Raw genomic sequence first — 20,077 nt, forward strand, 5'->3', positions numbered from 1 at the left:
CGATCCGTCCCAGGGGCTGACCACCGGACGACGGAGCGGCGATGGCGCGGGGCGACGAGGACCTGACCCGGCTTCCCTCGGGCCGGCACCGGCTCTCGCGCGACTACGTCGCCCACCACCAGCGCAGCCGCATCCTGGGCGCCGTCGTCCAGGTCGCGGCCGCCGACGGCTACCAGGCGCTCACCGTCGACGCCATCATCGCGGCGGCGGGCGTTTCCCGGGCGACGTTCTACCAGCATTTCCGCAACAAGGAGGACGTTTTCCTCCGGGCCACCGACGCGGCTTTCGAGCGCATGATGGAACGCGTCGTACGCGCTTATACCGGCGAACCGGACGCCATTTCCCGGTTCAGCGCCGGACTGGGCGCGCTGCTCGACTTCCTCGCCACCGACGCCGCGACGGCGCGGGCCTGCATCGTCGAGGCGCCGACGGCCGGTCCCGCGGCGGCGGCCCGGATGGACGACGCGCTCGCGGCGTTCGCGCAGGTCATCGCGGTGAACATGCGCGAGCTGTATCCGCACTACCCCGATCCGGACCTGCTGGCCGAGACGATCATCGGCGGTATCTACCAGGTCGTGTATCGCCGTGTGCGGCGGGGAGAAGAGGCCGATCTGCCGGGGCTGCGGTCGGGTCTGCTCAACTCGTTCGCGCTTCCGGACCTGAACCGGTGGGGGCCGGACGCCGCGTCCGGGACTTGAACCAGCGCTTGTTCTCACGCCATTTCCCGGTGCCCGCGACGGCCGGGCGCCCGGCCGTCCGAGCCGTCCGGCACCCCGTGTGCACGCTCCCACGGACCGTTACCGAATAACGTTCGGCCAGTTGAAGCCCGCTATCGCGATGTTCCCGGAAACCTTGGCCGCATCCGGCCAGCCCGCCGCCTGTCCCAAATGACCGGGCAGTCAGACGCGTTGACCGTGACCCGCATCACGACACCCTGCGAACTTGTCCCGGCACTCGACGGTGCGTGACGGTCCTCACACTCGCAGGGGAGGCATATACGGACATCCGGCCACCCCGTCGACCACCCGCCGAAAAATTGGTCGGCATTGTCAAGGACGTTGTCACTCCTTGATGAACGCCGACATTCATGGTTCGGTCCGAGTGCTGCGAACGCCATTCGGCCCAGAGCACAGTGCCCGGATGGCGACCGCGCGCCTCATGTGTCCCACCCCCCGTGAAAGGCACACCATGAGAAAGCTCGGTCGGATCTTCGTCCCCGTCGCCGGTGCGGCGGCCATCATCGCCGGCATGACCGGCACGGCCCTCGCCACCACCATCGTCTCCCTCCCCGGCGGCACCCCCTACACCGGCACCGTCCGCGCGACCAACATCGGCGGCAACGTCACCCTCTCGGGCAACGGCGCCCTCGGCGCCATCAACACGAGCTGCACGAGCGGCACGCTCGACGCGTACACGCTCTCCAACGGCACCGGCGGCCAGCTCACCGGCGTCACCCTCTCCGGCTGCACGAACAACCGCGGCGGGACCACCACGATCACCGCCCTGGGCCTGCCCTACAGCGGCGGCGGCGTCACCTACGCCCCCGTCGCGGGCGGACGCGACGGCTACATCTACGTCAACGCGCCGAACCTGGCCGTCGACATCAAGGCCGTCCTGACCCTGCCCAGCCTCGGCATCCCGTCCCTGGAATGCCACTACACGCTGTCGAGCAGCACCCCGCTGACGATCAACCTCTTCAACAAGACCAACGCGAACCGGCCCGTGCCCGCCAACACCCACTCCCAGGGCACGCTCGCGGGCCAGTCGCTGCAGAAGAAGAGCGGGACGACCACCTGCCCGAACTCCGTCTCGGCGAACGGCAAGTTCCAGATCCTCACCCAGCCGGGCGGCGCGGACCTCCAGCTCAACCCCTGATCGCGCCGCGCGGCACCACCCCCTCCCACCCCTGACGGGCCGGGCCGCCCCGCGGCCCGGCCCGGACCACACCGGACTGGAGCACGATGAAGACCACCCTGCGCCGTATCGCCGGCGGCACGGTCGCGCTCGCCGCCGGCGGCGCGCTGCTCAGCGCCGTCGCCGCCCCCGCCTCGGCCGCGCCGACGCTGCCCACCTTCAGCTTCGCCGACTGCCCCAAGCTCCCCGCGGGCGCCGACCCGGCGTTCTGGCAGTGCAACGTCGCCTACACCTACGGCGGGACGTTCAAGCTCGGCAAGATCGAGACCACGATCACCAAGCCGATCATCCTCACCTACGCCAACGGCTTCGACCCGGTGACGCTGGAAGAGGGCGTCGTCTTCGGCAGCTTCAAGGCGGAGAAGTTCCAGGTCCAGAAGGGCTTGTTCGGCGACCCGTTCCTCACCGCCGTCTACGCGCAGCCCAAGTACGCGGGCGGGCTGGGCTTCACCGAGGACTACCGGCTCAAGCTGAACCTCCGGGTGAACGTGCAGAACCCGATCCTGACCGGCAACTGCGACATCGGGTCCAACTCCAACCCGATCCGGCTCCAGCTCGGCATCGCGCCGACCAACCCGCCGCCCCCGAACACCCCGATCCAGGGCGAGCCGCCCACGCCCGTCCAGGACGAGCCGCCCACGCTGAAGACGACCGTCGTGGACAACGCGTTCTCGGTGCCGGGCTCCAACGGCTGCGGCCTGGGCCTCGGCCCGATCAACGCGCTCGTGAACAGCTACGCGGGCATCCCGTCGGCGGCCGGACGCAACACGGCGATCTTCCGGCAGTACGTCGCGTTCCGCACCTACGACCAGCTCTGACGTCCCAGCGCCCGCACGCACCCGCTGCGGCGGACCGTCCCCGACGGCCCGCCGCAGCGTTCGCGGTCCCGGGCTCCCCCCACCGACGACCAGGAGAACCGATGAAGACATCCCTGCGGCGGCTCGCCGCCCTCGCCCTCGGCACCGCCATGACCGGCACGGCCCTGAGCGCCGTCGCCGCCGCGCCGGCCGTCGCCGCGGAGATCCCGTCCGCGCTCTACGACGACAGCGACTGCCCCAAGCGCAGCGAGCTGCCCGCCGACGCGGACCTCGGCGTCTGGCAGTGCAACGTCAGCGTCATCCAGGGCGGCACCCTCAAGATCGGTTCGATCGAGCAGAAGATCACCAAGCCGATCAAGCTCACCTGGGCGAACGGCTTCGACCTGGAGACGCTGGAGGACCAGTTCATCTGGGGCCCGATGCGCGCCGAGGCGATCCAGGTCGACGGCGGGGTGCTCGGCATCCCCGGCAGCGACTTCCTCCCGCTGCTCCAGATCCACGCCAAGCCCGAGCTGGCGGCGGACCCGGCGGTGTTCCCGGACGACTCCACGGCGCTGCGGCTCAAGCTGAAGCTCAAGGTGCAGAACCCGCTGCTGGGCGACAAGTGCTCGATCGGCTCGGACCAGCAGCCGCTCACGATCAACCTCACGTACCTGACGACGAACCCGCCGCCGCCCAACAAGCCGATCACCGGCCAGGGCCCGGCGCCGACCGAGGAGGACCCGTCCGTCCTGCTCTCGACCCCGGTGGACAACGCGTTCGCCGCGCCCAAGTCGAGTGACTGCGGCCCCTGGGGGCTGCTCAACCCGATCGCGGACTTCCGCGCCGGGCTGCCCGCGAAGGCCGGGACGAACACGGCGGTCTTCCCGACGTACCTCCGCTGGACCTACTACACCGACCTGCCGTAGCGATCCGGCACGTCCTCGACGCCGCGGCGGGCCGGGCCCGCCGCGGCGTCCCGCGTTCAGCGGGCGTCGCGGGCGACCTTGAGCGCGAAGGCGATCATCGGGATCTGGAGCGGCAGGCGGCCGTAGGCCCCGGCGCGCAGCGGCAGGGGCTTGTGGCGCCAGTCGTAGGCCATCTTCACGTTGCCGGGGAAGACGCCGACCATGAGGGCGGCGGTCGCCAGGCCGCCGACGCGGCGCGTCCTTGGGTGCGCGACGGCCGCCGCGCAGGCCAGTTCGGCGACGCCGCTCAGGTGCGTCCAGGTGCGGGGCGAGCCGGGCAGGCTGCGCGGGATGAGCCGATCGAACGGACGCGGGTAGGCGAAGTGCAGGGTGCCCATGGCGGCCATGGCGGTGGCGAGGCCGCGGGCCGCGCGCGAGGAATCGGTCATCGTCCGAGTCTGCACCATGCGCGGTGCGGTCCGGGAGCCCGGGGTTCCACCGCTGCGGCATCGTCACGCCCCGTGACCGGCCAAAAGCGCGCAAACTTCAGCGCGTCCTGATCACTGAAAGGGAATATCCACCGCAAAGAATGGCGGCCCCGTCTGTCACAGAACAGGCACGCGGTGTTAGCTTTCGAACACGCTCGGCGAACGGAATCCCCCGCCGAAATCACGACCCCCGGCAACCGCATCGCGCGGATTCTCCTTCGCCGCCTCACCCCCCAGTGGGAAGGAAATCGCGGCATGACCACATCTGCGAAATTGTGGCGCAACGGCAATCGCACCGGGCCCCGCATGGACAACGTCCGTCAGGGCGACCTCACCATCTACTCCGTCGACGGGATCGACTACGTCCAGCCCGACACCGGCGGCATCTCCACCTTCGCCGGCAACGCGCCGCCCGACAACCGGCGCAACTGGTGGTCGCTGCCCGCCGGGTCCGTCATACCCAACGGGCTCACGGTCCGCAACGACAGCGGGAACCACTACCTGTGGGAACCGACCTGGAACCAGCCGCTCACCAGCTACCAGGCGCGGCTGCGCGCCGTCGCGCCGTGGGGCGGGCCCACCCTCGACGACCGGGCCGCCGGCGCCGAACCCCGACCGGGAGTCCCCGTGGACGACGCCCTCGCGCGGATCGCGCCGAAGACGCGCCGCTTCCTGCTCGCCGCCGTGCAGGCGCGCATCGACGCGCTCACCCGCGACCTCGACCGGCCCGGACTCGACGACGACACCGCCTCCGACCTCGTCAACGACCTCACCCTCTACCGGATCGTCCGGGACGGTCTGGACACCCCCGCCCAGGAGGCCGGACGATGACCGCCGTCGACGAGACGACCGAGCCGATCCTGTCCCAGTCCAACGCCGTCGGGCAAGGCTTCGACATCTACGGAACGGTCGGCCAGGACAGCCTCATCACGCCGCTGTTCGACCTGGCCGCGTCGGGATACCGGCCCTTCACCTTCCTCGGCAAGGAATGGCGCATTCCCGCCGACGTGCTCGGCACCGAGGACACCCGCACCTATTTCACCGGCACGACCGCCGAGACCAGGAACGGCGTGCAGGCGTCGCTCGCCGCGCATCTCAACGTCAACGCGTCCTACGGCGCGTTCAGCGGCGAGTTCCAGAGCGACTTCTCCGGCGAGTACCTGCGGTCGAGCGAGTACACGTTCAGTTACCAGAGCCTGTACGCGCAGGTCGCCCGGCTCCAGCTCGTCCCCGACCCGCAGTACCTGCGCGCCGAGTTCACCGACCGGCTGCACGAACTGCCGCCGTCGTTCAGCGTCGCCGACCTGCCGACGTTCGAGGACTTCTTCAACAGCTTCGGCGTCTTCTACACCGCCGAGGTCACGCTCGGAGCCCACCTCGGGTTCTGGATCGCCACCGCCAAGACCGCGTCCCTCACCAGGGCCGAGGTCTCCATGGTGCTGAAGGCCCAGTACGACGGGCTGTTCAGCTCCGGGTCCATCTCCTCGTCGGTCAAGGCGAGCACCGCGTGGAAGTCGTACTCGGCGCGGTCGCAGGTCGGCATCCAGGCCGTCGGCGCCGACCCGGCCAAGGGCGCGGCCGTCGCGGCTCTCGACCCCTGGCGGCCCAGCGCCGACAGCGTCGCCGCCTACCGGGCCTGGATCGGGTCCATCGCCACCGACCCCGCCGTCGTCGACTTCCGGCTGCGCGGCGTCTGGGAGCTGTGCGGCCCGCGCCGCAAGGCGGTCCAGGAGGCGTGGACGGCCTACGGCCGGTCGATGCGGCCGAGCCTGGCCGTGACGACGTCCACCACGCTGCGCCCGCCGCCGCGCCCGACCCCGCCGGCCGTCTCGCTCGGCCGCCTGGTCGAGCCCGCCGCGCCGCCCGAGTACAACGTCGGCTACCAGGCCATCGTGCTGGACGGCAACCGCGACATCACCCAGCCCGCGGCGGTGCTGTTCGACCGGTACTACTCCATCGACAACGGCAACTGGCCCGCGACGTACGAGGCGATGTACGGCGAGATGGCGCGCGACCTCAAGGCGGCGCCGCTCCAGACGTCCGGCAACATCCTCGTCCTCGCCGGATTCAACCTCAACTGGGACGCCGTCCCGACGCCCGCGTTCCTCCAGGTCATGCGCGCGGCGGGCGCCGGGGACCAGCTCACCCACTGGATCGACACCGCCGATCCGGGCAGCCGCGTCGGCACGCCCGCCAACATCGTCATGGTCGGCATCCTCGGCCAGGGCATCGGCAGCGCCGTCGAGGCCATGACGTCGGAGACGTGGAGCGACAAGCCGATCCCGGCGCAGCTCAACGTGCTGCTGTTCCGCAACAGCACCGGCTCCGGCTACACGCTGAGCGAGAACTGATGGCCGCGCCCCGGGTGCTGATGGTCGCGCAGGGCGGGCGGACGGGTTTCGCCCGCGTCGCCGGCACCGTCCTGGCCGCCCTGCACCCGGGGTGCGACCCCGTCCACTTCGTGCTCGACGTCCGCGCCCCGGCGGCGGACCGGCCGTGGCCCCGGATCGGGAACACCGTGCCCGGTGATCCGCTGGGGCGGACGCAGCTTCCCGGGCTGCTCGGCGCACTGCGCCCCGATCTGGTGCTCCTCGTGCACGACCCGTGGCTGTATCCCCGGCTCGCCGGGGTGCTGGCGGGCGTGCGCGCCGTCGTGTACTGCCCGGTGGACGGGCCGCTGACCCGCCCGGCCGAACTGGCGCCGCTGGCCCGCGCGGCGCGCGTCGTCACGTGCACGCGGTTCGGGCGGGACGAGCTGGCGCGGGCGCTGCCGGACGCGCCGCCCGCGGCGGTGATCCCGCACAGCGTGGACTCGGCGGCGTTCCACCCCCTCGGGCACGGGGCGGACCCCGAGCGCACAGAGGTGGGGCCGGATGCTTCGCGTGCGGTGGACGCCACCGTGTTCCGGCGGGCGCGGTCGGGGCCGGACGCGTTCGTGGTGCTCAACGCGCACCGGCACAGCGTCCGCAAGCGTCTCGACGTGACGATCGAGGGCTTCGCCCGTTTCGCGGACGGCAAGCCGCCCGGCGTCCGGCTGCACCTGCACTCGGGGGTGTCTCCGCGCACCCTGCCCGACCCGGCGCGCTACCGGGAGCTGCTGCGCGCCGACCGCATCCGGCACACCGCGCCCGGCGCGGACTTCCCCGACCTTCCCGACGCCGCCCTGAACCGGCTCTACAACGCCTGCGCCGTGGGCCTCAACACGGCGTCGGCCGAGGGGTTCGGCCTGGTGCCCTTCGAGCACGCCGCGACCGGCGCGCCCCAGATCGTCCCCGGGCACGCGCCCTGCCGGGAGCTGTGGGAGGACGCCGCCGTCCTGCTTCCCGCCGATGCACCCGCACCCGTCCCGGGCGACCACGTGGGCCACCGCCTCGTCACCCCCGGCGCGGTGGCCGCCGCGCTGGAGACCCTGTACACCGACCCGTCCGCCTACGCGGACGCCGCCGCCCGCGCGCACCGGCGCGCGACCGGCCCGGCGTTCGGCCGTCCCGCGATCGACGCCGCCTGGCGCGCCGTCGTCGGCGCCGCGCTCTGACGCCCGGCCGTGCGTTTCGTGCGCCGACGAGCGGGCGTCCGGGTGTCAGGCTGGGCGGGTGCAGGTGCGTCGAGTGGGGCCGTTCGCGGGTGTGACGGTGGTCGTGGCCGGGCTCGCGGCGGGCGGGGCGGTGCCGCCGTGGCCGGGCGTCGTGCATCTCGTCGGGCTTCCGCCGCTCGACCTGTTCGCGGACGCGCGGGTGCTGCTGGTCCTGGCGCCGTCGTGGCCGTGGTTCGCGGTGGGCCTCGCCGGGGTCGTCGCCGTGCGGGTCATGGTGCTGGCGATGCTGCTCGGCGGGCTGCACCGGTGGCGGCGGGCCGCCCTGTGCTACGGCCTCGCACTGCCGCCCCTCCTCCTGGCCGCGCAGCTCGACTACATGGCGTACGCGCTGCGCTACTCACGCCTGTTCTGGCCCGCGGCGGCCCTCGCGATCGCCGTGGTGCTGACCCTCGCGCCTTCGCCGTGGCGCACTGGAGGCGGTGGCCGCGTCTCGGAACGGCCGGAGGTACAGGCCCGCGTGGAGCGGCGGGCGTCGTCGGTGCCGGGGCGCTTCGCGGTGCTGGTGCCTTACGCGGTCGTCGTCACGGTGCTCGGGGTGGCGGCGGGGCGGGGCGGGTGGGTCGCGGTGGCGCTCGTGCCGGTCTCGGCCGTGGCGACCCTCGTCGCCGGTGCCGCGCTGGCGCGGCCCGCGCGGCCCGCTCGACGGTGGACGGTGGTGCCGCTGGCCGTCCTGACGGGCGCCGCGGGGGTCGCCTTCGTGGTGACGCGGGGCGGGCCGGACGCCCCGTATCCGCCGGTTCGCGCGGGGTCGCTGGTGCTGATGTCGGGGATCAACTCGGCGTCGGGCAAGGGGGCCGTCTTCCGGACGGACGTCCGGCGGCTCGGGTTCACCTGCGCGCAGACGTACTACGTCTCGTACGCGGGGCCGGGCGGCGGGGCCGCGCGGGGCGAGGCGGCCTGCCCGATCCGGGGCGGGGCGCCGTACGGGCCGTCCAGCACGCGGCGGCCGGTGCGGGAGCAGGTGGACGCGTTCGCGGCGCAGGTCCGGGGGCTGCCGGAGCCGGTGACGGTCGTGGCGCTGTCGCAGGGGGCGTGGGTCGCGTGGGAGGCGGTGGCGTCGGGCCGGGCGCCGGGGGTGCGGACGTTGGTGCTCGCCGGGCCGTTCGGGGGCCGGTCGCTCGGCTACCGGGCGCCGGGCGACGACGGTCCGGGGCGCGTCGCCGGGGACCTGCTGCGCGCGCTCGCCGCGCTCGCCGGGCGGGCCGGTTTCGCGTTCGCGCCCGACTCCCCCGGTGCCCGGGAACTGCTCGGCACCGCCGGGGCGGGCGGCGCGATCCTGGCCCGTCCGGTGCCGGACGGCGTCCGCACGATGGCCGTGACGTCCACGACGGACCTCCCGCTGACCCCGTCCGCGTGGCGGCTGAACGTGGACCGCAACGCCTGCCCGGTCCGCGCGAACCACTCCGCGCTGCCCACGGCGCCGGGCTTCGCGCGCCAGGTCGGCCGCTTCCTGGACGGCGCCGGGGCGCCGCGCTGCCCGCGCTGGCGCGCCTGGGGCGCGCCCATGATCGAGCCGTTCGGCGTGCCGATCGTGGACGCGGTGACCTACCGGTGACCGCGTAACGCACGTCACCGGACAAACTGACCAAAGGTCACAACTTCCGCGCTAGCTTTTGTACTGACCGGTCAGTACAAGCGGAGGAGCCGGGGTGGGATCGGAGTCGGACTCCCGCGCGGTGGCCGTGGAGACCGCGGAACTCGAACTGCGCGGCGCACGCGGGTTCGCCTACCGGGGCGTGAGCCTCGACGTGCCCGCCGGGGGGTTCACCGCGCTCGCGGGAATCGCCGGGACGGGCCGCACCGCCCTGCTGCTCACGCTCGGCGGCCGGATGCGGTCGTCGGGGGGTTCGGCCGTCGTCGGGGGGCGGCGGCTGCCCGGCGACCTGCGCGGTGTCCAGCGGGTGTCGGCGCTCGGCGTCGTGTCCGGCGTGACCGACCTGGAGCCGTCGCTGACCGTCCGCGAGCACGTCAGCGAGGCGCTCGACCTGCACGAGGGGCTGTTCGGCCGGTGGCGGCACCGCCGCGACCGCGTCCGCGCCGCGCTCGACCGCGTCGGCCTGGACGTCCCGCCGAAGACCCGCGCCCAGGACCTCGCGCCCGACGAGGTGCAGCTTCTCGGCGCCGCGCTCGGCCTGGTCGGCGCCCCCGGCCTGCTGCTGCTCGACGACGTGGACGAGGGCCTGCCCCGCGACCGGCAGCGCGCGCTCTGGGAGCGGCTGGGCGCGCTGGCGGGCGACGTCACGATCATCGTGACCTGTCACGATCCCGTCCCCGCCGAGGGGATCGCCCGGATCGTCCACCTCTCGGAGACGGCATGAGACTCCCCGCGCTGGCCAGCGGTGGCCTGGAACTGCGCCGGTTCGCCCGCAACCGGCTGACCCGGGCGGCGCTGGCGTCCGTCGTCGCGCTCCCCCTGCTCTACGCGGGCCTGTACCTGTGGTCGTTCTGGGACCCGGCGGCCCGGCTCAAGCACGTGCCCGTCGCGCTCGTCGTGGAGGACCGGCCCGCCAGGGCCGGGGACGACACCGTCCGCGCGGGCGCCGACCTGGCCGATGAGCTGAAGCGCCGCGACGTCTTCGACTGGAAGACGGTCACCGCCGCCCAGGCGCGCAAGGGCCTGCGCGACGGCGACTACTACATGTCCCTGACCGTCCCCCGCGACTTCAGCGCCCGGATCGCCGGCCCGTCCGGCGACGGCGTGCCCGCCGCCGCCGGGCTCCGCCTCGACCTGGACGACTCCAACAACTACATCGTCGGCACCCTCGCCCAGTCGGCGTTCAAGGAGATCAGCGCGGCGGCCGGGGCCAAGGCGACGCGCGGCTACTTCGACCAGATCTTCCTGTCGTTCGGCACCCTGCACGGCGAGCTGGACGAGGCCGCCCGGGGCGCCGGACGCCTCGCCGACGGCTCCGGCCGGGCGCACGACGGCGCGGGCAGGCTCGCACAGGGCCTGGACACCGCGCGCAAGGGCGGCGCCGAGCTGACCGACGGCCTCGGCACGCTGCGCGGCGGCACGAAGCAGGTCGCGGCGGGCACGGCACGGCTCGCGGGCGCGGTGAACGAGGCGGCGGACGGCGTCGTCCCGCTGCTGCGCGAGCACGCCCCCGAGATCCGCGACGCGGCGCTGCTCGTCGCCCGGGGCGCCGACGCGCTCGCCGACGGCGCGGACACGCTGCCGCAGCAGACGCGCGCCGCGCACCAGCGCGCGAAGCAGGCCGACGCGCAGCTCCGCGCCGCCCTCGCGCTCCGGCCCGATCTGCCGCAGAACGTCCGGGACGACCTGCTCGCCGCGTCCGCCCGCGTCGTGGACGTCGCCGCGCAGGTCGACGCCTACGTCCGCTCGCACACCGCCGAGCTGAAGAAGATCGCCGCCGACGCCCGGACGGTCGAACGCGCCGCCCGCCGGGTCGCGAAGGAGGCGCCGGGGCTCGCGTCCCGCATCGAGAAGGCGCGCCGCGACGTCAACCGGCTCAACGACGGCGCGAAACAGATCAACTCCGGCGCGGGCCGTCTGCTGGCGGGCTCGGCCGAGCTGTCCGGCGGCCTCGGAAAGCTGTCCCGGGGCGCGGTGACGCTCGACTCGGCGCTCGCGCAGATCGCCGACGGCAGCCGCGAGCTGGCGGGCGGGCTGCGCGACGGCGTCGAGCAGATCCCCGACTACGGCGACGAGGAACGCGGCGCCCGCGCCGACATGATGAGCAGCCCCGTCAAGCTCGCCGCCACCAAGCACAACCCGGCGCCCAACTACGGCACCGGCTTCGCGCCGTTCTTCGTGCCGCTGGCGCTGTGGGTCGGCGCGATGTTCATCTACATGATCCTGCGCCCGCTGACGCCGCGCGCCGTGGCGAGCAACGCGCCCCCGTGGCGGGTCGCGCTGGCGGGCTGGCTGCCGGGCGCGGCACTGGCCGTCGCGCAGGTGCTCGTGCTGCTGGGCGTGCTGCGGTTCGGGCTGGGGCTCCAGGCCCGGCACTGGCCCGCGCTCGTCGGGTTCCTCGCGCTGTCGGCGGTGACGTTCGCGGCGCTCGTCCAGTTCGTCAACGCGCGGTTCGGGCCGAGCGGGCGCGTGATCGCGCTGGCGCTGCTGATGCTCCAGCTCACCGCGTCCGCCGGGACGTACCCGATCGAGACGAGCCCGGCGTTCTTCCAGGCAATCCGGCCGTTCCTGCCGATGCCGTGGGTGGTCGACGCGGTGCGGCGGCTGATCAGTGGCGGGGATCTCACCCCGGTGTGGCAGGGTGGTGCGGTGCTGGCGGCGTTCCTGGCCGCCGGTCTCGCGCTCGGCGCGCTCGCCGCGCGGCGCAACCGGGTCCAGACGCTCGACCGTCTGCACCCGGTGCTGCGGATCTGACCGGACGGGAGAGGACGCGGTGACGTCGAGCGCCACGCGGGACCGGCTGTTCGCGGCGGCGATCGAGCTGATCGCCGAACGCGGCTTCACGGCCACCACCGTCGACCAGATCGCCGAGCGGGCCGGGGTCGCCAAGGGCACCGTCTACTACAACTTCGGCAGCAAGGCGGCGCTGTTCGACAGCCTGCTGGAGTTCGGCATCGGACGCCTGGCCACCGCCCTCCGCGACGCCGCCGAGGGCCGGGAGCCGCTGGCCGCGCTGGAGGCGATCGTCGGCGCCGAGCTGGAGTTCCTCGGCGCCCACGACGCGTTCGCCCGCCTCCTCATCGCCGAGACCTGGCGGCGCGGCGGCGACTGGCAGCACGCCGCCACCATGATCCGCGAACGCGTCATCGGCACGATCGCCGACGTCCTCCGCACGGCCGTGGAAACGGGCCGCCTCCGCCCCGACCTGGACGTCGGCACGGCCGCCTCGGCCGTCTTCGGCATGGTCCTCGCCGTGGCGATGGACTGGCGCGCCCTCCAACCCGACCGCCCCCGCAAGGAGGTCGAATCCACCCTCCTGGACCTCCTCCGAGGCCGCCTGACCAGCCTCTAACTCCCGTAGCTGATCTCTACGCGGCGGTTCTTCGCGCGGCCCTCGGGGTTGTCCTTGCCGGCCGAGGTGTTGGGGGCCACGGGCTGGGTTGCGCCCTTGCCGTCGGTGGTGATCGTCGCGGTGTTCAGGAGGGTCGAGAGTTCGGTCTTCACGGAGTCGGCGCGGTCCTTGGAGAGTTTGCGGTTGGCGGACTCCGCGCCGATCGCGTCGGTGTGGCCGACGACGCGGACGGCGCCGCGTGGCCGGCCGATCCGTGCGGCGATGCGCTTGAGCTGGGTCTTCGCGGAGCCCGACAGTTCCGCCGAGCCGAAGGCGAACAGCACGTCCGCGCTGATGCGCACCGTGACCGTGGCGCCGTTGCGCTTCTCCTCCTCCAACGCGGTGATCGAGCCAGGCAGGTCCATCGCCTCGACCGAGCCGGGGACGTCCATCGCCTCGATCGACGCGGCGAGGTCCCGGTCGCTCGGCGTCGGGTACCTGTCCGGCGACGGGCTCGCCGACGCCCCCGGCGCGGACGCGACGGTCAGCGCGACCGCGACGGCCAGCGCGACCGCCCGGCGCGGCCCGTTCACCGCGCCACCGGCACGTCGCGGAACGGCGCCCACTGCCCGTACACGACGTCCATGCTGCGGACGTTGTCCGGCGGCGCCGCGAAGACGTAGCTCTGGAGCGACGGGCGTCCGGCGGGCAGCCGGACGCTGACGTACTCCGGCTCCAGGCTCTTCATGCCGACCTTCACCACCGAGTGCCGCTTGAGGTTCACGGTGTCGAGCAGCGTGGGGTCGGGGCCGTGGCGGCCGTTCAGCTCGTAGACGCTGACGCCGTTCGCGTCGCCCACGCGGGGCGTCAGCACCATCGTCAGGTGCAGCAGCTTGCCCTTGACGCGCAGCTCTGCGACGCCGAGCTCCAGCGTGCCGCCGCCCCCGGCCTGCGTCTGCACCGTCGCCTTCACGATCGGCTTGGCCGGGTCGAGCGGGACGTAGCCCGCCACGGCGGGCTGCTGCCGGTCCGGGCCCGGCCCGCCGCCGGACGGGGAACCGTCGTCACCGAGGACGCCGCAGCCGGTGAGCGCCAGCACCGTCGCGCCCGCCGCCGCAGCGAGGCTGATCCGCCGCATCGCCACCTCTTTCGTCGAAGGGAGTTCGACGGTAGTCGACGCTGGGACGACCGGTCAGGTTCGCTCCTTTTCGGACTTGCCCGCGATCTCCCTGGCCCAGCGGTAGTCGGCCTTGCCCGCCGGAGAGCGCCGCATCTCCGGCACGAACGCGTACGTGCGCGGCACCTTGTAGCCCGAGAGTTCGCGGCGGCAGTGCGCGTCCAGCTCGGCCGGATCGGGCGCCGCCGCGACCGGCTGCACGACGGCCGCGACGCGCGACCCCCAGCGCGGGTCGGGCAGGCCGGTGACGACGGCGTCGTACACGTCCGGGTGGCCTTTCAGGACGGCCTCGATCTCCTCGGGGAACACCTTCTCCCCGCCGGTGTTGATCGTCTGCGAGCCGCGTCCGAACACCGCGATCGACCCGTCGGCCTCGACGGTCGCGATGTCGCCGGTGAGCAGCCAGCGGCGGCCGTCCACCTCGGGGAACGTCCGGGCCGTCTTCTCGGGGTCGTTGTGGTAGCCGCGCGCGATGTGTCCGCTGCGGGCGACCTGCCCGAGGACGCCCGAGCCGGGCTCGACGGGACGCAGCGCGTCGTCCAGCACGGTGACGTTCTCGACGTCGGGCGCGAACCGCAGCCCCTTCTCCGGCGACGACCCCGGCACGGCCGCGGCGGTCGAGCCCGACTCGGTCGAGCCGAACCGGTCCAGGACCATCGCGTTCGGCAGCAGTTCCTGGACGCGGTCGCGGACGGTGCCGGTGAAGATCGCGCCGGTCGACACGAACGCCAGCAGCGACGAGGTGTCGTAGTCGCCCGCCGCCAGCTCGTCGGCCATCGGGATCGCCATCGCGTCGCCGGTGACGGTGAGCGAGTTGACGCCCTCGCGGGCGATCGTCCGCCACACCTCGGCCGCGTCGAACCGCCGCGTGTAGACGAGCGTCGCGCCCATCCACCAGGCGATCCACGTGGCCATCTGCGCGGCGCCGTGCATCAGCGGCGCCACCGGCATCATCACCATCGGGCCGCCCGCGACGGCCTGCGCGACGACGTCCTCGGGCCGGTCCGGACGCGGGAACGTCGGGTTCCAGAACGCCTTCAGCAGTTGCTCGACGTCCCACAGCACGCCCTTGGGCATCCCGGTCGTGCCGCCGGTGTAGACGATGTAGGTGTCGGTGCCCGAGCGCGGCGCGAAGCCGCGCGTGGCGGGCCGCGCGGCGAGCGCGTCCGCGTACGGCACCGCTCCGGGCACCGTCGAGGCGCCGCCGACGGCGAGCAGGTGCCGCAGCTCCGGCGCCTGCGGCGCGACGGCCGCGACGCGCGCGTCGAACTCCACGTCGTACAGCAGCGCGACGGCCCCCGAGTCGCGCAGCAGGTACCGCAGTTCGCCCTCGACGTACCGGTAGTTCACGTTGACCGGCACGGCCCGGATCTTGAGCGCGGCCAGCAGCGCCGCCGCGTACTCGACGCCGTTGTAGAGCTGGATCGCCACGTGCCGCCCCGCTTCCACCCCGGCCGACGCCAGGTGGTGCGCGAGCCGGTTGGCGTGCGCGTCCAGCTCGGCGTAGGTGAGCCGCGCGTCGCCGCAGACCAGCGCGGTCCGGTCCCCGATCGCGTCCGCGATCGCCTCGAACAGGTCGGCGTGGTTGAACTCCATCGGGGGCCTTTCGGTCAGGGGCGGTCGCTTCCGACGATCCACATCGCGAAGAACTGGGCCCCGCCGCCGTAGGCGTGCCCGAGGGCGCGGCGCGCGCCGTCCACCTGGTGCTCCCCCGCCATCCCGCGCACCTGGAGCGCCGCCTCGGCGAAGCGGATCATCCCCGACGCCCCGATCGGGTTCGACGACAGCACGCCGCCGGACGGGTTCCACGGAATGTCGCCGGTGAGCGCGGTCGCGCCCGACTCGGTGAGCTTCCAGCCCTCGCCCTCGCCGCAGAACCCCAGGTTCTCCAGCCACATCGGCTCGTACCAGGAGAAGGGGACGTACACCTCGGCGCAGTCGAGTTCGGCGCGCGGGTCGGTGATGCCCGCCTGCCGGTACACGTCGGCCGCGCAGTCCTTGCCGCCCTGCGGGCTGACGGTGTCGCGGCCCGCGAAGAAGATCGGCTCGGACCGCATCGCGGTGCCGTGCACCCACGCCGCCGGACGCGGGGCCCTGCGCGCGGCGCTCTCGGACGCCAGCACCATCGCGCACGCGCCGTCCGACGACGGGCACGTCTCCAGGTACCGGATCGGCTCCCACAGCATCGGCGTCGCCTCGACCATCTCCCGCGAGATGCCGGGGATCTTCAGGTGCGCGTACGGGTTCTTCAGCGCGTTCTCGCGGTCCTTCACCGCGACGAGCGTCCCGACGTGGTCCGGCGCGCCCGACCGCCGCATGTACGCGCGGATGTGCGGCGCGAAGTAGCCGCCCGCGCCGACGACCAGCGACGTCGTGAACGGCGTGTTCACCGTCAGCGCCCACGTCGCGTTCGACTCGCTCTGCTTCTCGTAGGCGATCGTCAGCACCCGGTCATGGACGCCGCCGCGCACCAGGCTCGCCGCGACGAGCGCCGTCGAGCCGCCGACCGACCCGGCCGTGTGCACCCGCATGATCGGTTTCCCGGCGGCGCCGAGCGCGTCGGCCAGGTACGCCTCGGGGTGCGTCATGCCCTCGAACAGGTCGGGCGCCTTGCCGATGACGACGGCGTCGATGTCCGTCCAGGTCAGCCCGGCGTCCTCCAGCGCCCGCGCCGCCGCCTCGCGGAGCAGGCCGGGCACGGACACGTCGGGGCGGCGCGTCCTGTAGGCGGTCTGGCCGACGCCGATCACCGCGCACCGTTCAGCCATCGTGGTCTCCCGAGAGGACGCAGACGAGGTTCTGTTGCAGGCACGGCCCGGACGCGGCGTGCCCGAGCACGCGGGTCGCGGTGCCGTCGTGGACGCGGGCGGCGGCCTCACCGATGCGGATCAGGCCGGTCGCCATCATGGGGTCGGCGGCCAGCGGCCCGCCGGACGGGTTGACGGTCACGTCGTCACCGAGCCCGAGCGCCTCGCGCAGGATCAGCTCCTCATGGGTGAACCGCGCGTGCAGCTCGGCCACCTGCACGCCCGCCGCGCCCGCCCTCTCCCCCGCCAGCCGCGCCGACGCCGACCGGGACAGGTCGCGGGCGCCGGGCGAGTGCGGGTCGGCGCGGTGGTCGAACCCGGTGATCCAGGCGGGCCGTTCGCACAGGTCGCGGGCCGCGTCGCCGGACGCCAGGACGATCGCCGCCGCGCCGTCGGTGACGGGCGGCAGGTCGCTCGCGCGCAGCGGCGCCACGGCGTAGGCGTCGTCGGACGGTTCGGGCAGGTCGAGCGCGTACGGGTTGGCGCGCCCGGCGGCGCGGGACCGGGCGGCGACGGCCGTCAGGTCGTCCTCCTCGGCACCCGACCGCTCCAGGTACGCGCGGGCCTGGAGCGCCGCGAGCGACACCCCGTCCACGCCGAGCGGCACCAGGTGGTACGGGTCGAGCTGCACGGTCAGCATCTCGGCCGTGTCGACCTGCGAGGTCTTGCCGAACCCGTAGACGAGCGCGGTGTCGGTCTCGCCCGACAGCAGCTTCACCCACGCCTCGTACAGCGCCCACGCGGCGTCCATCTCGACGTGGCTCTCGGCGATCGGCGGCCACGCGCCGACCGCGTCCAGCGCGGCCACGAACGAGAACGGCGCGCCCGCCAGGTAGTCGTTGGAGCCCGAGCAGGTGAAGCCGAACCGCTTCCGGCCGGTGCGCTCCTTGATCTCGGTGATGACGGGGGCCAGCAGCTCGGTCTCGGAGAGGCCCGTGTCGTGGCCGGTGTGCGTCGTCTGGACGAACGCGACGACGGCGATCGGTGGCGTCACAGGTAGTCCTTGATGTCGTCGAACGGGACGTCGGGCTCGTCGAGCGGCTCGAACCACTTGATGTTGGACATCGCGCGCGTCCACTCCGCGCGGGGCCGCCACGCCGCCCTGACCCGCATGCCCATGCGGACCTGGTCGGCGGGCAGCCCGGCGACGAGCGTGAGCATCGTCAGGCCCGCGCCGTCCAGCAGGATGTACGCCGAGACGAACGGGACCTCGGGCGCGCGGGGGTCGGGCAGGTTGTTCACGGCGAACGTCGTGACCGTCCCGGTGTCGGGGAGTTCGACCTCCTGGGTCGTCGGCACGCCGTCCTTGGGGCACAGGCCCTTCATCGGGACGATCACCTGGCCGCAGACGTCGCAGCGGTGGCCGATGATCTTCCCCTGCTCGATGCCCTCCAGGAACCGGTCCAGCGCCCGGCCGCCCCGCAGCCGGTACTCCAGCCGCGTCGGCGCCGTGATCATCGTGACCTCGGGCCGGAAGCACTCGATGTCGCCGATGCCGCCGGTGCGCTCGGCCCGCCACTTCGGGCGGACGCGCAGGCCCGTCTTCAGCAGGCGCGGCGGCTCGGCGTGGTCACCGACGTCCAGGGCGTGCAGCAGCGCGGTGTCGGCGCCGTCCGGGCGGATCAGCGCCCACGCGAACGGACGGTCCAGCGGATGCCCCGGACGCGGTTCGGGCACCCACGCCCACGTCGTGACCGTCCCGGCCGGGCCGACCTCGACGAACTCGCGGGTGGTGTCCTCGCCGGTGTCGGGGTCGTACTCGGCGGGCGGCACCAGCACCCGTCCGCCGGCCGTCCTGACCCCGACGATGCGGCCGTCGCGCAGCTCGCTCAGGAACCGGCCGATGACCGGGCCGACCGAGCGCGTGTAGCCGCCGGGGAACTCCAGGACGTGGTTCGGCTCAGATGCCACGGTCGCGGTCCTTCCAGTACGGGTCGCGCAGCTTGCGTTTGAGCAGCTTGCCGTTGGGTTCGCGGGGCATGGCGTCGGTGTAGTCGAACGAGCGCGGCCACTTCATCCGGGCCAGCCGCCCGTCGAGGAAGGCGAGGATGCTCGCCTCCAGCTCCGCGCCGGGCGCGACGCCGGGGGCCGGTTCGACGACGGCCTTGATCTGCTCGCCCCAGTCGTCGTCGGGGATGCCGAAGACGGCGACGTCCGCGACGCCGGGGTGCAGGGTGATCTCGTTCTCGATCTCGGCGGGGTAGATGTTCGCGCCGCCCGAGATGATCATGTCGGACTTGCGGTCGGACAGGAACAGGAAGCCGTCCTCGGTGAGGTGGCCGACGTCTCCGACGGTGAAGAAGTCCTTGAGGCGCGAGTCCCGCGTCTTGGCGGGGTCGCCCTTGTACTCGAACTCGACGCCGGCCATCTTCATGTAGATCGTGCCGGTCTCGCCGGTGGCGACCGGCTCACCGTCGTCGTCGACCAGGAGCAGTTCGCTGATCGGCCACGCCCGGCCGACCGTGCCCGGATGCTCGCGCCACTCGCGCGGGCTCGCGATCGTGCCGCCGCCCTCGGTGGCGGCGTAGTACTCCCAGATGCAGTCGCCCCACCAGTCGAGCATCGCGTGCTTGATCGGGACCGGGCAGGGCGCCGCCGCGTGGATCGCCTGGGTCATGGACGAGACGTCGTAGCGGCGCCTGACCTCGTCGGGGAGGCCGAGCAGGCGCTTGAAGTGCGTCGGGACCATGTGCGTGTTGGTGATCGCGTACCGCTCGATCAGGCGCAGGCAGTCCTCGGCGTCCCACTGGTCGGCGTAGACGAGGGTGTGGCCCATGTGCAGGGCCGTCCCGCCGAACTGGGTGACGGCCGTGTGGTAGTTCGGAGACGTCACCAGGTGCGCCTGCGGGGCCCGGCCCGCCGGGCTACCCGGCTCGATCTCGAAGAGGGTGAGCAGGAACGTCAGCAGTTCGGCGCCGTCGTCGGGGTCGATGCCCGCGAGGCGGCGCTTGACGCCCTTGGGACGACCGGTCGTGCCGGACGTGTAGTGCATCGTGGCGCCGTTGCTGCGGTCGTCCGGCAGCGCGTCGGAGTGGCCGTCGGTGAGTCCGGCGACGTCGCGGAGCCCCTCGGCGCCCCCGAGGCCGAAGACGCGGTGCGGCTCGATGCCGGACAGTTCGGCGGCGGCGCGGCCGTCGACGGCGTGCCGGGCGTGCACGAAGAACGCCCTGGCCTCGCTGTCCGCGACGATGTACCCGATCTCGGGCGGGGCCAGGTGCCAGTTGATCGGCGTGTAGTACCAGCCCGCCTGGAGGGCGGCCAGGTAGAGGACGAGGCCGTCCGTCCCGTTCGGGACGAGCCCGCAGACGCTGTCGCCCTTCTCCAGGCCCAGGGCGCGCAGCCCGTGGACGAGGCGGTTGGCGCGGGCCAGCAGATCGCTCGCGCGGTGCTCGGTGCCGTCCGGATCGACGGCGGCGGTCCAGTCCGGATCGGCCTGTGCCAGGCGCCAGAACCCCAACGACCCCAT

At 73.3% G+C, this 20,077-nt stretch carries 19 protein-coding genes; 11 read left to right on the top strand and 8 right to left on the bottom strand.

Going from position 1 to position 20,077, the window contains the following annotated elements:
* Positions 1-41 precede the first annotated feature (41 nt).
* The 4 genes from C229_RS0100605 (at position 42) to C229_RS0100620 (ending at position 3,640) form a co-directional block, all read left to right on the top strand.
* Positions 42-698 carry a TetR/AcrR family transcriptional regulator gene (locus C229_RS0100605; protein WP_018653140.1) on the top strand — a complete coding sequence of 219 codons (657 nt, stop codon included), beginning with the start codon at positions 42-44 and terminating at the stop codon, positions 696-698.
* Between the two features lie 490 nt (positions 699-1,188).
* Complete coding sequence (locus tag C229_RS0100610; protein ID WP_018653141.1) at positions 1,189-1,875, top strand: hypothetical protein; 687 nt, start codon at positions 1,189-1,191, stop codon at positions 1,873-1,875.
* Positions 1,876-1,961: 86 nt separating this feature from the next.
* Positions 1,962-2,732 carry a hypothetical protein gene (locus tag C229_RS0100615; RefSeq protein WP_018653142.1) on the top strand — a complete coding sequence of 257 codons (771 nt, stop codon included), beginning with the start codon at positions 1,962-1,964 and terminating at the stop codon, positions 2,730-2,732.
* Positions 2,733-2,833: 101 nt separating this feature from the next.
* Entirely contained in the window at positions 2,834-3,640 is an 807-nt protein-coding gene (locus C229_RS0100620) for a hypothetical protein (RefSeq protein WP_018653143.1), read from the top strand.
* 56 nt (positions 3,641-3,696) lie between these two features.
* Here the strand turns inward: C229_RS0100620 and C229_RS0100625 are convergent, their stop codons facing one another.
* Positions 3,697-4,068 carry a DoxX family protein gene (locus tag C229_RS0100625; protein WP_018653144.1) on the bottom strand — a complete coding sequence of 124 codons (372 nt, stop codon included), beginning with the start codon at positions 4,066-4,068 and terminating at the stop codon, positions 3,697-3,699.
* 345 nt (positions 4,069-4,413) lie between these two features.
* On the opposite strand from C229_RS0100625, the gene C229_RS32430 reads away from it, so the two are divergent.
* The 7 genes from C229_RS32430 to C229_RS0100660 all read left to right on the top strand — a co-directional run bounded on the left by C229_RS32430 (position 4,414) and on the right by C229_RS0100660 (position 12,648).
* Entirely contained in the window at positions 4,414-4,938 is a 525-nt protein-coding gene (locus tag C229_RS32430; RefSeq protein WP_051108832.1) for a hypothetical protein, read from the top strand.
* Positions 4,935-6,458, top strand: coding sequence for an MAC/perforin domain-containing protein (locus tag C229_RS0100635; RefSeq protein ID WP_018653146.1), 1,524 nt, complete (start codon positions 4,935-4,937; stop codon positions 6,456-6,458). Before C229_RS32430 ends, C229_RS0100635 begins: the two co-directional genes overlap by 4 nt.
* On the top strand, positions 6,458-7,642 hold the full coding sequence (locus C229_RS0100640; RefSeq protein WP_018653147.1) for a glycosyltransferase family protein: 1,185 nt from the start codon (positions 6,458-6,460) through the stop codon (positions 7,640-7,642). The genes C229_RS0100635 and C229_RS0100640 overlap by 1 nt, the downstream gene beginning before the upstream one ends.
* Before the next feature lie 58 nt (positions 7,643-7,700).
* The gene (locus C229_RS0100645) at positions 7,701-9,257 is read left to right on the top strand and encodes a hypothetical protein (protein WP_051108833.1); all 1,557 of its coding nucleotides are present in this window, start codon (positions 7,701-7,703) and stop codon (positions 9,255-9,257) included.
* Between the two features lie 94 nt (positions 9,258-9,351).
* Positions 9,352-10,020, top strand: a complete 669-nt coding sequence (locus tag C229_RS0100650; protein ID WP_018653149.1) for an ATP-binding cassette domain-containing protein — start codon at positions 9,352-9,354, stop codon at positions 10,018-10,020.
* Positions 10,017-12,050 carry a YhgE/Pip domain-containing protein gene (locus tag C229_RS0100655; RefSeq protein WP_018653150.1) on the top strand — a complete coding sequence of 678 codons (2,034 nt, stop codon included), beginning with the start codon at positions 10,017-10,019 and terminating at the stop codon, positions 12,048-12,050. Before C229_RS0100650 ends, C229_RS0100655 begins: the two co-directional genes overlap by 4 nt.
* Before the next feature lie 19 nt (positions 12,051-12,069).
* On the top strand, positions 12,070-12,648 hold the full coding sequence (locus C229_RS0100660; protein ID WP_018653151.1) for a TetR/AcrR family transcriptional regulator: 579 nt from the start codon (positions 12,070-12,072) through the stop codon (positions 12,646-12,648).
* Here C229_RS0100660 and C229_RS0100665 read toward each other — a convergent pair.
* From C229_RS0100665 to C229_RS0100695, 7 genes are read right to left on the bottom strand one after another with little or no spacing between them, the layout of a single operon-like run.
* Positions 12,645-13,220: an OmpA family protein gene (locus C229_RS0100665; RefSeq protein WP_018653152.1), complete on the bottom strand. Its 576-nt coding sequence runs from the start codon at positions 13,218-13,220 to the stop codon at positions 12,645-12,647. The genes C229_RS0100660 and C229_RS0100665 overlap by 4 nt on opposite strands.
* On the bottom strand, positions 13,217-13,765 hold the full coding sequence (locus tag C229_RS32435) for a hypothetical protein (protein WP_155884517.1): 549 nt from the start codon (positions 13,763-13,765) through the stop codon (positions 13,217-13,219). Before C229_RS32435 ends, C229_RS0100665 begins: the two co-directional genes overlap by 4 nt.
* A 54-nt stretch (positions 13,766-13,819) precedes the next feature.
* Positions 13,820-15,400: an acyl-CoA synthetase gene (locus C229_RS0100675; protein WP_018653154.1), complete on the bottom strand. Its 1,581-nt coding sequence runs from the start codon at positions 15,398-15,400 to the stop codon at positions 13,820-13,822.
* 14 nt (positions 15,401-15,414) lie between these two features.
* Positions 15,415-16,572, bottom strand: coding sequence for a thiolase domain-containing protein (locus C229_RS0100680; protein ID WP_018653155.1), 1,158 nt, complete (start codon positions 16,570-16,572; stop codon positions 15,415-15,417).
* Positions 16,565-17,605: a thiolase domain-containing protein gene (locus tag C229_RS0100685; RefSeq protein ID WP_018653156.1), complete on the bottom strand. Its 1,041-nt coding sequence runs from the start codon at positions 17,603-17,605 to the stop codon at positions 16,565-16,567. Before C229_RS0100685 ends, C229_RS0100680 begins: the two co-directional genes overlap by 8 nt.
* Positions 17,602-18,522 (bottom strand): Zn-ribbon domain-containing OB-fold protein, encoded by a 921-nt coding sequence (locus C229_RS0100690; RefSeq protein WP_018653157.1) that lies wholly within the window; start codon positions 18,520-18,522, stop codon positions 17,602-17,604. The genes C229_RS0100685 and C229_RS0100690 overlap by 4 nt, the downstream gene beginning before the upstream one ends.
* On the bottom strand, positions 18,512-20,077 hold the full coding sequence (locus tag C229_RS0100695; RefSeq protein WP_018653158.1) for an acyl-CoA synthetase: 1,566 nt from the start codon (positions 20,075-20,077) through the stop codon (positions 18,512-18,514). The genes C229_RS0100690 and C229_RS0100695 overlap by 11 nt, the downstream gene beginning before the upstream one ends.

Origin of the sequence: Actinomadura flavalba DSM 45200 (assembly GCF_000374305.1) — a bacterium.
Classification (GTDB): Bacteria; Actinomycetota; Actinomycetes; order Streptosporangiales; family Streptosporangiaceae; genus Spirillospora; species Spirillospora flavalba.

What these genes read in the sequence shown, in the direction of transcription:
- C229_RS0100615 (WP_018653142.1), top strand. Translation starts at nt 1,962, where the DNA reads ATGAAGACCACCCTGCGCCGTATCGCCGGCGGCACGGTCGCGCTCGCC.
- C229_RS0100675 (WP_018653154.1), bottom strand. Translation starts at nt 15,400, where the DNA reads ATGGAGTTCAACCACGCCGACCTGTTCGAGGCGATCGCGGACGCGATC.
- C229_RS0100695 (WP_018653158.1), bottom strand. Translation starts at nt 20,077, where the DNA reads ATGGGGTCGTTGGGGTTCTGGCGCCTGGCACAGGCCGATCCGGACTGG.
- C229_RS0100620 (WP_018653143.1), top strand. Translation starts at nt 2,834, where the DNA reads ATGAAGACATCCCTGCGGCGGCTCGCCGCCCTCGCCCTCGGCACCGCC.
- C229_RS0100605 (WP_018653140.1), top strand. Translation starts at nt 42, where the DNA reads ATGGCGCGGGGCGACGAGGACCTGACCCGGCTTCCCTCGGGCCGGCAC.
- C229_RS32435 (WP_155884517.1), bottom strand. Translation starts at nt 13,765, where the DNA reads ATGCGGCGGATCAGCCTCGCTGCGGCGGCGGGCGCGACGGTGCTGGCG.
- C229_RS0100610 (WP_018653141.1), top strand. Translation starts at nt 1,189, where the DNA reads ATGAGAAAGCTCGGTCGGATCTTCGTCCCCGTCGCCGGTGCGGCGGCC.
- C229_RS0100680 (WP_018653155.1), bottom strand. Translation starts at nt 16,572, where the DNA reads ATGGCTGAACGGTGCGCGGTGATCGGCGTCGGCCAGACCGCCTACAGG.
- C229_RS32430 (WP_051108832.1), top strand. Translation starts at nt 4,414, where the DNA reads ATGGACAACGTCCGTCAGGGCGACCTCACCATCTACTCCGTCGACGGG.
- C229_RS0100625 (WP_018653144.1), bottom strand. Translation starts at nt 4,068, where the DNA reads ATGACCGATTCCTCGCGCGCGGCCCGCGGCCTCGCCACCGCCATGGCC.
- C229_RS0100655 (WP_018653150.1), top strand. Translation starts at nt 10,017, where the DNA reads ATGAGACTCCCCGCGCTGGCCAGCGGTGGCCTGGAACTGCGCCGGTTC.
- C229_RS0100640 (WP_018653147.1), top strand. Translation starts at nt 6,458, where the DNA reads ATGGCCGCGCCCCGGGTGCTGATGGTCGCGCAGGGCGGGCGGACGGGT.
- C229_RS0100635 (WP_018653146.1), top strand. Translation starts at nt 4,935, where the DNA reads ATGACCGCCGTCGACGAGACGACCGAGCCGATCCTGTCCCAGTCCAAC.